This is a genomic window from Brachyspira pilosicoli (assembly GCF_008016535.1).
Classification (GTDB): domain Bacteria; phylum Spirochaetota; class Brachyspiria; order Brachyspirales; family Brachyspiraceae; genus Brachyspira; species Brachyspira pilosicoli_A.
Genome location: NZ_SAXY01000030.1, coordinates 68,762 through 83,461, shown reverse-complemented (window position 1 = coordinate 83,461; position 14,700 = coordinate 68,762). Strand labels below are relative to the sequence as shown.

Annotated in this window: 14 protein-coding genes; 3 read left to right on the top strand and 11 right to left on the bottom strand. The window is 27.9% G+C overall.

Annotation, left to right across the window (positions count from 1 at the left end; all coding sequences use genetic code 11):
• Window positions 1-25 precede the first annotated feature (25 nt).
• The 3 genes from EPJ72_RS04785 (at window position 26) to EPJ72_RS04775 (ending at window position 4,329) form a co-directional block, all read left to right on the top strand.
• Window positions 26-832: a transketolase gene (locus EPJ72_RS04785; protein ID WP_147731079.1), complete on the top strand. Its 807-nt coding sequence runs from the start codon at window positions 26-28 to the stop codon at window positions 830-832.
• Window positions 833-853: 21 nt separating this feature from the next.
• Window positions 854-1,801, top strand: coding sequence for a transketolase family protein (locus tag EPJ72_RS04780; protein ID WP_147731078.1), 948 nt, complete (start codon window positions 854-856; stop codon window positions 1,799-1,801).
• Window positions 1,802-1,995: 194 nt separating this feature from the next.
• On the top strand, window positions 1,996-4,329 hold the full coding sequence (locus tag EPJ72_RS04775; RefSeq protein ID WP_147731077.1) for a transglycosylase domain-containing protein: 2,334 nt from the start codon (window positions 1,996-1,998) through the stop codon (window positions 4,327-4,329).
• A gap of 155 nt (window positions 4,330-4,484) precedes the next feature.
• Here the strand turns inward: EPJ72_RS04775 and argJ are convergent, their stop codons facing one another.
• The 11 genes from argJ to EPJ72_RS04720 all read right to left on the bottom strand — a co-directional run bounded on the left by argJ (window position 4,485) and on the right by EPJ72_RS04720 (window position 14,670).
• Entirely contained in the window at window positions 4,485-5,669 is a 1,185-nt protein-coding gene (gene argJ / locus EPJ72_RS04770; protein WP_147731076.1) for a bifunctional ornithine acetyltransferase/N-acetylglutamate synthase, read from the bottom strand.
• Entirely contained in the window at window positions 5,662-6,147 is a 486-nt protein-coding gene (locus tag EPJ72_RS04765) for a hypothetical protein (RefSeq protein WP_147731075.1), read from the bottom strand. The genes argJ and EPJ72_RS04765 overlap by 8 nt, the downstream gene beginning before the upstream one ends.
• A gap of 63 nt (window positions 6,148-6,210) precedes the next feature.
• Window positions 6,211-6,576, bottom strand: coding sequence for a DNA primase (locus EPJ72_RS04760; RefSeq protein ID WP_147731074.1), 366 nt, complete (start codon window positions 6,574-6,576; stop codon window positions 6,211-6,213).
• Window positions 6,577-6,693: 117 nt separating this feature from the next.
• On the bottom strand, window positions 6,694-8,208 hold the full coding sequence (locus tag EPJ72_RS04755; protein ID WP_147731073.1) for an AAA family ATPase: 1,515 nt from the start codon (window positions 8,206-8,208) through the stop codon (window positions 6,694-6,696).
• A gap of 1 nt (window position 8,209) precedes the next feature.
• On the bottom strand, window positions 8,210-8,476 hold the full coding sequence (locus EPJ72_RS04750; protein ID WP_147731072.1) for a hypothetical protein: 267 nt from the start codon (window positions 8,474-8,476) through the stop codon (window positions 8,210-8,212).
• A gap of 7 nt (window positions 8,477-8,483) precedes the next feature.
• Window positions 8,484-9,134 carry a hypothetical protein gene (locus EPJ72_RS04745; RefSeq protein WP_147731071.1) on the bottom strand — a complete coding sequence of 217 codons (651 nt, stop codon included), beginning with the start codon at window positions 9,132-9,134 and terminating at the stop codon, window positions 8,484-8,486.
• A gap of 29 nt (window positions 9,135-9,163) precedes the next feature.
• Window positions 9,164-9,955 carry a hypothetical protein gene (locus EPJ72_RS04740; protein ID WP_147731070.1) on the bottom strand — a complete coding sequence of 264 codons (792 nt, stop codon included), beginning with the start codon at window positions 9,953-9,955 and terminating at the stop codon, window positions 9,164-9,166.
• A gap of 13 nt (window positions 9,956-9,968) precedes the next feature.
• Window positions 9,969-10,376, bottom strand: coding sequence for a hypothetical protein (locus EPJ72_RS04735; protein ID WP_147731069.1), 408 nt, complete (start codon window positions 10,374-10,376; stop codon window positions 9,969-9,971).
• A 145-nt stretch (window positions 10,377-10,521) separates the two neighbouring features.
• Window positions 10,522-11,691, bottom strand: coding sequence for an iron-containing alcohol dehydrogenase (locus EPJ72_RS04730; RefSeq protein ID WP_147731068.1), 1,170 nt, complete (start codon window positions 11,689-11,691; stop codon window positions 10,522-10,524).
• Window positions 11,692-12,136: 445 nt separating this feature from the next.
• On the bottom strand, window positions 12,137-13,129 hold the full coding sequence (locus tag EPJ72_RS04725) for a lysylphosphatidylglycerol synthase transmembrane domain-containing protein (RefSeq protein ID WP_147731067.1): 993 nt from the start codon (window positions 13,127-13,129) through the stop codon (window positions 12,137-12,139).
• A 23-nt stretch (window positions 13,130-13,152) separates the two neighbouring features.
• Window positions 13,153-14,670, bottom strand: a complete 1,518-nt coding sequence (locus tag EPJ72_RS04720; RefSeq protein ID WP_147731066.1) for a DUF5312 family protein — start codon at window positions 14,668-14,670, stop codon at window positions 13,153-13,155.
• Window positions 14,671-14,700: the final 30 nt, after the last annotated feature.

Genomic DNA, 14,700 nt, shown 5'->3' with positions numbered 1-14,700 from the left:
TTAGTATTAAATTGGAGGATTTTTAATGAGTTCTATAGAAGAATTAGAAAAAAAAGCAAAAAAATGCAGACAAATATTTCTTCAAATGGTGTATGATGCAAAAGGTGTTGCACATATAGGCGGATCTTTATCTGCTATGGATATGGCTGTTGCTGTATATGACAAATATATTAATTTTAAAGAAAGCGGCAGATCTCGTTTTGTATTATCTAAAGGACATGTTGTTGTTATGCAATATGCTATATTAGCTAATCTAGGAATTATACCTATGGAAGAGCTAAAAACATTAAAGCATATTAACAGTCATCTTCAAGGACACCCAGATATCAATAAGATACCAGAAACAGAGATGAATACTGGTCTTTTAGGTCAGGGGTTAGCTGTGGCTATGGGTATGGCTTATGCTAGAAAGTTTAACAATAACCCTAATAAGATATTTGCTTTATGTGGTGATGCTGAACTTCATGAAGGACAAATTTGGGAAACTACCCAACAAGCTGCTCATTTTAAATTAGACAATTTAGTTGCTATTATAGATAATAATGGACTATCTTCACATGACCCTGTTAATGAAGTTATTAATTTAGGCTCTTTAGAAGATAAATTCAAAAGCTTTAATTGGAATGTTATAACAGTAAAAGACGGAAACAATATGAAAGATGTTGTTGAAGCATTAGACAAATTAGATACATTAAGCGGAAAACCTGTTGCTATTATAATGAAAACTGTAAAAGGTAAAGGTGTTTCTTTCTTGGAAAATAACCCTAATTGCCATTCTTTAACTATAAATGATAAAGATTTTGAGCAAGCAAAAAAAGATTTAGATATGTAATAAAAAAGGGGAATAATATTTATGATAAACATAGAAAAAACTTCTGCTCCTAGAGCGGTAATAGGTAAACATTTAACTAGTTTAATAGAAAAAAATAATAAGATAATTGTAATAGATAATGATTTAGGTACATCAACATCTGCTTATGATGTAACTAAAACTTTTCCAAAAAATTATTGGGAATTGGGTATTGGTGAGCAAAGTTCTTTAAGTGCTGCTACTGGTTTAGCATTGGAAGGAATGTATCCTGTATATGTTAATTTTGCTATATTTGCAAGCGGTACTGTATGGACTCAAATTAGACAGGCTGCCTACACTAAAGCTAATCTTAAAATTATAGCTACTCACCCAGGTTTAGATGCTGGTCCTGACGGTGCAAGCCACCAAGCTACACAGGATATGGCTATAATACGTTGTATACCAAATATGAATGTACTTCTTCCTCTTGATGAAAATGATGTTAAATCTGCTATTAATTATGCTTTCAATAATAAAGGGCTTTATTATATAAGAGTATCAAGAGAGCCTGTACCTATTATTTATAACTCTCCTGAAGAGGCTAATTTTGATATTACAAATAAAGAAATAGCTAAAACTGGTGATGATGTTGCATTATTTTTTGATGGTTCTTCTTTTGAACAGGCAGTGGATGCTGTTAATTTATTAGAGAAAAATAACATCACTTATCGTTTAATACATGTTCGTTCTTTAAAACCTTTAGACACTAAAAATATAGTAGAAAATGCTAAACAAGTTAAATGTGTTGTAACTTTAGAGAATCATAGCGTTATAGGTGGTTTGGGAAGTGCTGTAGCTGAGGTGCTTGCTGAGTATAAAGATGCTGCTCCTTTAAAAATAGTTGGATGCAGAGACACTTTCACTGAATCTGGTAAATCTACAGAATTAAAAGTAAAATATGGTGTATCTGGAGAAAATGTTTTAAGCAGAGTAAAAGAAGTAATTAAATAATTATTCTTAAATTTTATGTAAAATAAAAAAGAGCATCATATAATATTATTATTATTGATGCTTTTTTTGTATTTTTTACTATATTTATTAAGGATTTGTTTTTTATAAGATACAAAAAATTGATGTATATTAGCTTGCAAAGTTAATTATATCATAGTATTATATTAAAAAAATATTATGTTAATTGGTGTATAATGATTAGTAAAGATAAAACTATAAAAAAGAAAAAATCAAAACTTAAAAAATTTTTAATAAGCATATTCATTGTTGTACTTTTAATCTCTGCTGTTGGCGGCATAATAGTTAGTTTGTATGTAGGAAATATTTATAAAGATTGGGGTTCTAAAAGAGATCAAAGTATGGCTATGCTTGAGGAATATTACAATATAATAGTAATAAGAGGAAATGAAAAGAGAATAAGATATTTTAATCCTCTAAACCCTTTTGGTGATTCTCCTCCTACAAAGATTTATGATAAAAACAATATACTCATAGGGGAATATATGCCTCCTGCTTATGAGGTTGTAAATGTTGATGATATTAATCCACTATTAGAAAAAACACTTCTTTTAATGGAAGACCAAAAATTTTATTCGCATAAGGGTATAAACTATTTTAGGTCTGCATATTTAGCAATACAGACTATTCTAACGAGAAAGATAGTTGGAGGAGGTTCTACTCTCACACAGCAATTAGCAAAATTATTATTTACAAAAAGTGAAAGAACAATAGAGAGAAAATTATTTGAAATGTTTGCGGCAAGAGAAATAGAGGCTAAATATACAAAAAAAGAAATACTTGCTATGTATTTTAATACTGTTTATTTGGGAGATGGAAATTATGGTTTTGAGGCAGCTGCTAATTATTATTTTCAGAAACCTTTAAGGCAATGCAGATTATTAGAATTTGCCATAATGGTTGGTATGCTTCCAAACCCTACATATTATTCTATAGTAAATAATCCAGACAACAGCAGAAAAAAAGTTGAACAAATTTTATCAAGACTCGTTAAAAATAAAGTGATAGATGAAAACACTAAAAATGCAGAATTAGAATTATTCGACCAAAAATATACAAACATTAGCAAACAGGTAAAAGGTGCTCAGTGGAAAATGACTGTAAACAGAACACCCTATGCTAATGAATATGTTAGGCAAGAGCTTTTAAATTATTTTAACAAAGATGAGCTTGCTTTATCTGGGCTTAAAATATATACAACAATAAATGAAAGATATTACAGAGTGGCAGATGCTGTGATGAAAGAAAAAATAAGAAATCTTCAAGCATCTGCTTCAAACAGAAGCTATCAAGGTGCAATGGTTTCTATAGACCCTAAAACAGGCGGTGTACTTGTAATGATAGGAGGGGACGGATACACTTTGCAAAACCAGTTTAATAGGGCAGTGCAGGCAAAAAGACAAATAGGAAGTGTAATAAAGCCTTTTATATATTTGTATGCATTTGAAGGAGGTGCTCAGCCTTTTTCTACTATGCTTGATACAAATTACAGTTACCCGCAAGGACCGGGTAAGCCTGCATATTCTCCTAGAAACTTTAATAGAAGATATATGGGCGAAATTACTTTAGAAACTGCTTTAACAAAATCTATAAACACTGTTGCTGTTAAATTATTAAATGATATTGGGCTTACTTATTTTGTTGATCATGCGAGAGAGTTTTTTGGAGATGATGCATATATACCAAATGCATTGTCTATTGGATTAGGTACTATAGAGATGAGTCCTTTAGATTTAGCTACTGCTTATGGGGGGCTTGCTAATAATGGCGTAAGATACAATAACTATATAGTAGATAAAGTAATAGATATAGATGGAAATGAATTAAGTGTAACAGCTCTTGCAGATAGAACTCTAAAAAAAATAAGCTCAACTTCACAAGCATCATATTATTTTTTAAACTCCACTCTTCAAAAAGTAATAGCTCCCGGAGGCACAGCATATAGAAGTGCTAGTACATATGGTTTTCAAAGTCCTTCATATTCTGCTAAAACAGGTACTACAAGTGAGCATAGAGATAACTGGTTTGTTGCCTATAATGATGAGATTGTAACTGTTGCTTGGATTGGAAGCGATAGAAATGATGTTCTTCCTAATAATGTTACAGGAGGAGCTACTACTGCTTTGGCTACATTTCAATATTTAGATGCTATTACGCCTCTAGATAAAAGAGAGTTTCATTGGAAAGTGCCAGAAGATGTTTTTATTGTAGAGATTTGTCAGGATTCTGGACTTCCTAGAAATCATACTTGTATTAATACTACTCCTCTTACTGTTGGAGGAAATATTGACCTTAGCACTCAATGTAATATTGACCATATAAGAAGCGGTACTAGAAGAAATAATAATAATGATATAACTAATATGGCAGATGAAGAAGAAGATTATTATTATGCTCCGTTAGATGAAAATAATGTTTATACAAATGAAAGAAATAATCAAAATAACAATATATATACTCTTCCAGAAGAAGTAATATACGACCCTACTGTTGGCAATATAAGAAGTTAATATTTCTAAAAATTTAAAAATTTGTAGAAAGCTAGTTTTTTAATATTGTTTTATTAACCAATATATGTGTATATAAGAAGTATATGTAAAGTGCAACAAAAAGTAGATTGTATATATATAATCTGCATAAGTTAATAAAATGATTTGTGTATAAATTAAATATTATAACTTGAATGTATTGATATATATTCTTGACTTATATCTGTAAAATAATAATAGTCTTCAAACTTTGTATTATATCCGCACTCTAATATAATATGATGTTCGTTTTTATCTTTATTTAAACTATTATTTAATATTTTTAATTCATCTTGATTTTCATTTATTTTACCATTTTTACAAATATTAATATTATCTACTGTTATAGACATTTTATCTATATTAACGTTCATATTACCTATAGTTGATAATAGCTTACGATAATCTATTTCATTTGATATAAATAAAATTTTTACAAGATTAGAATTTGATATTTGTCTTGCTATTTCCAAAGCATCTTTTTGAGTTTTAGCCTTTTTTACAGATACCATAATAGTTTTACTCATTCCCTCACCATCTAATAGTATCATCTTAGATATAACGGCACATATCTCTTCTAATTTTTGCTGTAATTCCAAAAATAGCTTTTTGTTTTTTTCATTAATAGCTTTATTTTCTAATGCTCCGTTTGCCATTATTAAAGCCATATCATTAGTTGATGTTTCTCCGTCTATTGATATTCTATTTAATGTATGCTCTACTGCATATTTAAAAGCTTTATTTAAACTCTTCTTCTCTATATTCAAATCTGTAAATATAAACAATAACACAGTAGCCATATTAGGATGAACTATTGAACTTCCTTTAGCTATTGCTAAAAAATTTGCAGTTTTATCTTCTATTTGAAGTTGTGTTTTATATACTTTATCTATTCTATCTCTAGTTTGAATTGCTTTTATGATGTTTTCATCAAAGCCTGTATTTAATATAGCATTACTAATAGCATTTTTTATCTTTTCTACTTCCAAAGGAATGCCTATAATACCAGTGGAAGCCATCATCATATTTTCTTTTTTACACTTAAAAATATTACTAGAATGTTTAGCAATATCTAAAACATCTTGATAGCCTTTTTTACCAGTGAGAGAATTAGCGGATTTACTATTTACTATTAATAATTCAATTTTATTTTTATCATTATTTTTAGAAAATTGTATAGGAGCTGCCTGTAATTTGTTTTGTGTATATAATGCAGATATAGTGCTTGGTAATTCACTTTTTATTATAGCAAGGTCATAATCATTGTTTTTTAGACCTGCTTTTATTGCCGCTGAGGAAAATCCCTTAGGCATATTATACATTAAATAAATCCTCCTCTTCAGGATCGGAATCGTCTTCTACCTTTTTAACTTTTCTATTTTCGTAATTTATTCTCTTTCTTACAAAAAGTTTAGTGCCTTTAGAATTTTTCCTCTCTTGTATGATTCCAAAAGTACCAGAGCCTAAATAAACTATTTTATCATTTTCTTCCATTTCTTCTTCATTACTGCTTTTTATTTCTTTTAATATACATTCAAAATGTGCTAGTTTATTTGTAGTATTATGTGTTATAGCTTCTTCTGGTATATATATAGGCTCATTACATATAGGGCATATAGATTTCTCTGATTTATCTTTCATCTTATTACTAAGATATATTTTTTCATATTCTTCTATAGTTTTTTTATTTCTATATTGATTATGGTTATTTTTCTTTCTATTATTATAGGAATTATCTTTTTTTTTCTTGTTATGGAAATTATTATAATTTTTAAATCTATTATTATTTCTTTCAGCCATTAAAAAACCTGCAATTACAAGCAATATTAATATTCACTATTAATATTGCTTAATAATATATTATTAATCTTCATCATCATCGAAATCATCGTCATCGAAATCATCGTCATCGAAATCATCGTCATCAAAGTCATCATCAAAATCATCATCATCATAGTCGTCATCATCATAGTCGTCATCATCATCATAATAATCATCATCATCTAAATCATCATCATAATCATCATCAAAATCGTCATCAAAGTCATCATCAAAGTCATCATCAAAGTCATCATCATCATAATCATCATCATAATCATCATCATAGTCGTCATCATCATAATCTTCTTCATCGTCATAATCATCATCGAAATCATCATCAAATTTAGCAAAATATCCATTTAATATCTCTATAATATTAAAAAAACTAAAACATTCTAATTTTTCCATATTTACTCCATTTTATAGTAATTTTAAGGCTATCATAATACAATACTTTTTTTTGTCAAGTCATTTTTTATAAATTATATATAACCTTTTTAATTATCATTTTAAAATAAAAATATATTATTTTTTAGAAGCATATTTCATATCATATTTATCTAAATTCTTTTTCATATTTTCAAGTTTATCTTTGAATGTTACTGATATACATTTGAAATCTTCCATAGCATCTTCTAAATCTTTAGTTTCCATTTTTTTGCAATCTTCTATAAAACATTTCTCTATAGCATGCTGAATAATAGACTCAATATCAGTACCTGAATAACCTTCTGTTTTATCAAGTAAGCTAATAATATCCAATTTTGAAATATCCTGATTTCTTTTCTTCAAATGAAGTTCAAAAATCTCTTTTCTTTCTTTTGAATTAGGAAGCTCTATTCTAAATAATTCATCAAATCTCCCCTTTCTAAAAAACTCAGCAGGAAGTTTTGTTATATCATTTGAAGTGGCAACCACATAAACAGTAGAATCTTTCTCCTGAAGCCAAGTAAGTATATAGCCTAAAAGCCTAGTTGTTATATCGCTTGCACCTCCTGTTCCGCCTATACCAGCAAAAGCCTTTTCAATCTCATCAATCCATAAAACGCATGGAGTAACTGCCTCAGCTATTTTTATTGCCTTTCTTAAATTCTCCTCACTCTCACCCACATATTTACCCATTAATTTACCAATATCAAGCCTTAAAAGCGGTGTTTTAAAAATATTAGCTATTGATTTGGAAGCTAAAGATTTTCCGCAGCCCGGAAGCCCTACAAGCAAAATACCCTTTGGAATATCCACTCCAAACTTCATTGCCTTCCCCAAACTTTGGAATATATGAGCCTTATCTATAATATAATCTTTTAAATTATCAAGTCCTCCTATATTATCAAGTCCGCCTTTATAATTTACTATCTCTATAATGCCAGATTTTTTTATAGTCTGCTCTTTTTCCTTTAATATTAAACTTTGGTCTTCTAAAGATATAAATCCTTTTTGCTGATAAGCCAAATTTAATATTTGCTTAATTTCAAATTCGCTTAATCCTCTTAATGAAGCTGTTATCTCATCTCTAACTTCTTTTTCAAGAGTAAGATTAAAATTTTCTATATATTCATCTAATATTTTTGAAATATCATCATATTTAGGATAAGGTATATCAAGAATTGTAGTATATTTCTCTATTTCATTAGGTATGTAAAGAGAAGAAGAGATTATAAATATAGTAACATTATAATCATTATCTTTCATATTTTTATGGGCTATATCTGTAAGCCATGATAAAACTTCATTATCTTTTAAATGGTTGTTAATATTTTTAAAAACTATAAAATGATTGCCGTCATTGTCATGTTCCAATTTTAAAAAACTTGTTATATCTTTGGAAGTGGAAAATTTTTTAATTAATTCTCCAGTTTCTTTATCTTTCTCCCATTTATAAGTGAGATTAGTATTTACCCATTCATAAACTTTATATCCATTTGAAACATCAAATATAATTTTATCAATCTTTTCAAAATCAAAATGATTAATATAAATTATTGGTCTTAAAGCATATATATACGAAGCTAATTTTTCTTTTATATCATTATTTTCCATATCATATCTCCATATATATTAATTGTGCAGAATCGCTAGTACCCATATAAGTAATACCGTCTAATATTAAAAACTTATTATTAATATCATCAGAAGAATATTCTTTGCTCTTGTCTTTAAAACTAGTTACATTACACCCGCTATCTATATGAAGTATTAAACATTTTTTATTTTCAACAACTGTAGAGAAATGTTTTTTTGTATTTTGTGAGTAAATTTGTATTTTTTTTAACAAATAACTATCATTATCCAATTTATTTTCATACAATCCAAACCTAGATTTTTTTTGTACCTGAAACTGAATATGAATGTGAAAACATTTCATTTAGATTTTTCATTACATCCTTATCTTCTGTAAAATATTCTCTAGTTTTTTTGTTTGATAATATTGATAGTATAGAAAAATAATTATCTTCTTTATAAAGATTTAAAAATAAATCAAAATAATTATATTTAAATGCATTCATAAAATTATCACTGATATTTTTTACAGATGATTTTATAAATTCATAATCTTCTTTTTTTTCCATTATAAGATTAATTATGTCTTCATAATTTTTAAAATAATTATCAACTACTTCTTTTTCCTTAAAATTATTTTTGCTGAAAACTTCTAAATCGTCTTTTCTTTTATTTTCAAACTCTATCATGTAGGTAGCTTCTTTTGACATTTCTTTTATATTGTTTTCATCTTCATAAAATATTTCCATCAAGCTATTAACTCTTTTATAAATATCTGCATTTTTATCAATAGCTGATACTTTTTCATTAATATCATTTAAATTCTGTGCTGTAAGCCATTTCTCTAAAATACCCTTATCAAAATAATCTAATATATCATGAATATTAAAATTATTTTTTACCTCATCAATATTTTTGCAGTACTTGTTTCCAAGCAAAAGATTAAATTTAATTCTTTTCAACATTTAATGAACTCCTTAATTTTATCTAAATATTAAAAACCAAAGAAAGATGCAACCCTTCTTATAGCACTGCCCACAGCTCTCACAGCTCCGCCTATAGCTCGTCCTACTGCTTTTACTGCACCGCCTACTATCTCAATTCCTTTTTTAACTACTCCGCCTATAGCTTTTCCTATAGAACTTCCTGCAACTGCTCCCACAACCGCACCAGCTGCAGCTCCTATAGGTCCTAAAACACTTCCTATTGAGTCTCCTATTGCACTGCCTGCATATTTTCCAACTGCAGTTCCTACTACTGTTCCAACCGCCGTTCCAGCAGCAGTTCCTATATTAGTTCCTATAACCGTTCCTGTAGTTGTTGTCGCTTCTTCTATCTTTGTACTCACTATCTCGCCAACTTGTGCAGTGGTTCTATCAACTGTATAATCAATTACCTCTTCTGCATCTATTTCTCCAGTAGCAACTTTGTATGCAACCTTCGTAGTTGTTAAAGAATTATCAACTATACGGGCAATATCGTCAGGTTTTTTATCTTTCATTTTATCGCCTAAATATCCCTTTTGAGAAGCTATATATGTTGCTGTACTTACAACCTTTTTTACATCTTCATCTTTTTCATCATCTATATTTGATGTTATATATTCCTTAAGTTCTTTTATTTCTTTATGATCCGTATTTATTTTTATTTTGTCATATCCATCCGAAAACTCAATAGCACCTATTAGAGAATTATCTCTTATATCATTAGCTGTATCTTGTAATAATGCTTTTCTTCCTTCCTCTGTAGTTAAATCATATTCATTATTTTTTATTTCTTCTGACATACTATCCCCCAATTTAATTATTATTTTCTTCTTTCATTTTTTTAGATTTTTCAAGTATTTTTAAATGCTCGTTTTTAGCTTCTTTTAAAGCTTTATTGACACTTCCTAGTATGATAGTTTTATCCTCTTCTTCTAAACCTTCCATGCTTTTTTCTAAATCCTGATTAAGCCATTGGGCATTTGATTTTCCTTTATTTTTAAAACTAATGAGGCTTTTGAATTTATCTGCAATTCCTCTTAATGTAATACCAAATTTAGATATTATAGAATTCCTTTCTTCATCGCTTTCTCCAACTCCATACTCTTTTAGTTTTTCCTGTAAATATGTGTCTAAATCCTGTTTATTCTCTAATTTCTCATATCCTTCAAGTATATCAGCCATAATCTTTTGAAACTCTTCTGTTTTTATTTTGTCTTCCATAAATAAATTCCTTCATATTAATATTCATAATTAAGTATATGTAAAAAATGTTAAAATTCAAATCTTTATAATATAATTTAAAAATAAAAACCCCAAGCATTATATAAATAATACTCGGGGGAAAACTATGATTTAAATATATTAATTAGAAGTTAACAGCATTACCATAATAAGCAGCTTCTAATACTTTTTTCATATTAGCAGCATCAGTTTCTCTTGGATTAGAACCAGTACAAGGGTCAGCAACTGCATTCTTAGCTATATCATCGCATTTTTGTTTGAAATGATCTTCAGTTACGCCGTTATCTTTGTAAGTTTGTTTAATGCCTAATTTAACATTCAATTCTTTAACTTTATTTACTAAAGCAGCAGTAAGTTCTGCATCAGTATTTCCAGAAAGTTTAAGCATTCTAGCTATATCAGCAAATCTGTCAGCACAAACTTTTGAGTTATACTCTATAACATAAGGAAGAAGTATGGCATTACATCTGCCATGAGTTATATGAAACTCAGCCCCTGTTTTATGAGCTAAACTGTGTACTATACCAAGTAAAGCATTAGAGAAAGACATACCAGCTAAACATTGAGCAACATGTAGTTTAGCTCTTCCTTCTTTATCGCCTTTAACTGCTTTTTCTATATTATGAACAATCATATCTATTGCTTTCATAGCTAAAGCATCTGTTATGTCAGTTCTAAGTCCTGCTACATAAGCTTCTATAGAGTGAGTTAAAGCGTCCATACCAGTGTCGGCAGAAACTGTTTCAGGCATTGTCATAGGAATAGAATAATCAAGTATAGCAATGTCTGGAGTAATCTCAAAGTCTGCTAAAGGGTATTTAATGTTTGTAGAATAATCAGTGATAACTGAGAAAGCAGTAACTTCTGAAGCTGTACCGCTTGTAGAAGGAATAGCAGCAAAAATAGCTTTCTTTCTAAGTTTAGGCATAGTGAAAGGAGTTTTAATATCATCGAATTTTTTCTCAGGATATTCATAAAACACCCACATAGCTTTAGCAGCATCTAAAGCAGAACCGCCGCCTAATGCCACTATTACATCCGGATTAAACTCTCTCATAGCCTCAGCTCCTCTATAAACTGTCTCTATAGAAGGGTCAGGTTCTACACCATCAAATATTTTAACTTCTAAACCAGTATCCTTTAATATCTTTTCACATTTATCAAGGAATCCACCTCTTTTCATAGATGAACCGCCTGTAACTATTATAGCTTTTTTATAACCTTTTAAATTTTTTAACTCTTCCATAGCATTATCGCCATAGTATAAATCTCTAGGAATTGTAAATCTTGACATTTTTTTATCTCCTAAAATATGTTTTATTGTGCCAAATTATAACATTTATATATACTATGTCAAGTATATTGTAATATATTTAATAATTATAATATAATACAACTCTCATATTGTGTTAAAATTGTATATAAAACATATAATTATTAAATATTTTATATGTATTTTTCAAGTTTAGAATCTTATATATAAAATTTTATGTAAATATTTTAATATATAAAAAGTATATAATATTTTTAAAACTATAATTAATATTTAGTTTTTTGATTATGTACTGAATTATAGTATTTAAAATTTTTTATTTGTTTCAAGTAATTAAGATTTTATTATCTTTAGGTTTATAAAAAGCATTATATAAAAAATAAACTATTAATTTTTCTATAAATTTTATAATATAGATACAATTAAAATAACATATATATTATATTTTTATATTAAAACTCAAAAATCATTGCTTTTGTGATGTAACATCTTTTAAGTTAATACCCATAATAAATAGGAATATAAATCCCACTATAGTAATAGGTACAATACCCATCATATGATAAACCAAAGCATAAGGAGCTGCTACAGTTTTTTCTACTCCTATTAATGAAAGCCCAAAAATAATAGCCCATTCAAAAGGTCCTATTCCAGAAGGTGCAGAAGGTACAGCAAATCCAAAGCCTCCCATAGCAAATACGTATAATGCTATAATTGGAGAAGATTTTATATTAAAAGACATTAAAAGGAAACCTATAGTAAGTATCTGACCTATAAGATAAAGAATTGTATATAAAAATATCAAAAATATATGTTTAGGATCATTTTTTAACCCTATGCCGTCTATAAAGTTACAAGAGAACTCTATTAGCTTAGAGGCAATTTTTTGAGGCAGTATACCAAACACTTTATGAAAAACTTTATGAGCAAACTCTCTCTGCCATACTAAAAACATTAATACCAAAAAACCAACAATTGATACAACAAATAAAAGAGTAGCAGCATAAGTTACAGTTTTTGGAAGATTTGGAATAAATGCCACTGAAATAGTAAGTATAACTCCTCCAACAATAACATCAAATAATCTCTCTGTAACAACAGAAGCTATTAAAGCAGATTTACTAACGTCCTCTTTAATTCCTAATATATAAGCTCGTGCAACCTCACCAAGTTTAGCTGGAAGTATATTATTAGCCATAAAACCTATATAGGTAGCCATTACAATAGTTCTCTTTTTAATAGGCTTATTTAAAGGTATAAAGCATTCCCATCTTAAACCTCTTAATGTAATTATAGCCACACTTAATATTAAAGATATAATAAAATATGTTACATTAATATTTTTTACTACTTCAATAGACCCTTTTATATCAATGCCTCTAAAAGCAAAGTATAAACAAATAATACTTATAATTATACCAATAGTAATGTTAATAGCTGTTTTATATTTTTTATACATACGAACTCTCTAAATATTTATTATCATCTTACAAAGTTTTTTAATAATGATATAAAGTTTTCAAAATCATCAAGCATTTCTTTAGCTATATTTAAATTGAATCTTTCTAAAGTAGGTATTTTATTAGCATTAAGAATTTCATTTTTACTGCCATTATTATAGTCTTCTATAACATTTTTTACTATACTTGTTAAATCTAGTACAGAATTATAAGCATTAATAATAATTTTGTTTCCCTCTTCATCTAATTTTTTGACCATAACTTCTATTAATTCTCTGCTTGTTAGGGCTTTATTTTTTGTGATAGTCCAGCCCTTAAATCTTTTGAAGTTTTCAGATTCTGGGCTTAATTGTGCATCAAAATTAACAATTTCTGTATTAGAATCGTTTAAAGTATAGAAAGCATCAAGCCCCATAGAGTTTCTCTCTTTATTAACAAAATCTACTCCCAAAAACATATCATTTAAAGGAGCTTTATATTTTATATCAAATATCTCTACAACAAAAGTTTTTATATATTCTAAAGGCTCTATACAAGTAAAAGTGTTGCATTCATATTTTTCTAAAAGCTCATTTTTATCATCATTAATATTACTCATCTTCATTATTTCAATTCCGCTGAAAGTCTTTTCTCTCATACTAGTAATTTTATTAGCTTTTATTTCGGAAACTATTTCATTCATATCTCTTTTTAAATTATTTGTACAATCTGTAATATAATTTACAAAGATATTCACATTAGATGAGTTTGATGGAGATTTATATGTGAAATCTTTTAATAAATAAACAATGATATCACTTAATAAATTTGGGGTTTGCAAATATTTTACTCTAGCCAAAAAAGTTTTTATATTATTTTCAGGTATTTCTGGCACACCTATGTATTTTTGAAATATTTTTAAAGCAGTAGCTAATTCTTTTCTTATTACTATGCTTTTTACAGCTTCATCTAGCCTTATTAAATCATCCACTACCTGAATATTTGATGTATTTTTAAATGTAGGATTAGAATTATATGCTCCGTCTACAAAAGAAGGACAAAAAGCTCTTAAAAATAAAAAGAAGTCAAAATTTGATATTGTAGCAAAATCTTTAAGCAAATTAAATGTTAAATTTATTTCCCTTCCATTATCGCTGCTAATAAACTTTTTGAACTTACTGAAATTGTTCTTCACATCATTAAATACATCATTAATTTTCTCTCCGCTATTAAGTTTTTCTGTCATATATTCTTTATTAAGCGTGAGATATAGATTTTTTATTTCATCATTAAAAGATACTTCTATTAAATAATATGAAAATTGTTTACCGTCTTTAATAATAAATTCTTCTTTTAAAGAATGTAGAAGCGGACCAACGACTTTATACATATCAAATACAAACTTAGCTAGTGTATCTGTTAAAGCACCTGTTTTTAAATCTACAAAATGATATTTATTATTTTGTATTCTAGCAGCATATTCCTGTAAACGTACCTTTTCTACCAAGCTCGGAGTTCTTATATTAAAAAAATTGTATTTTATATAATCTAAAACGTTCATATTATTTTATATACTCCTAATGTTCTATTA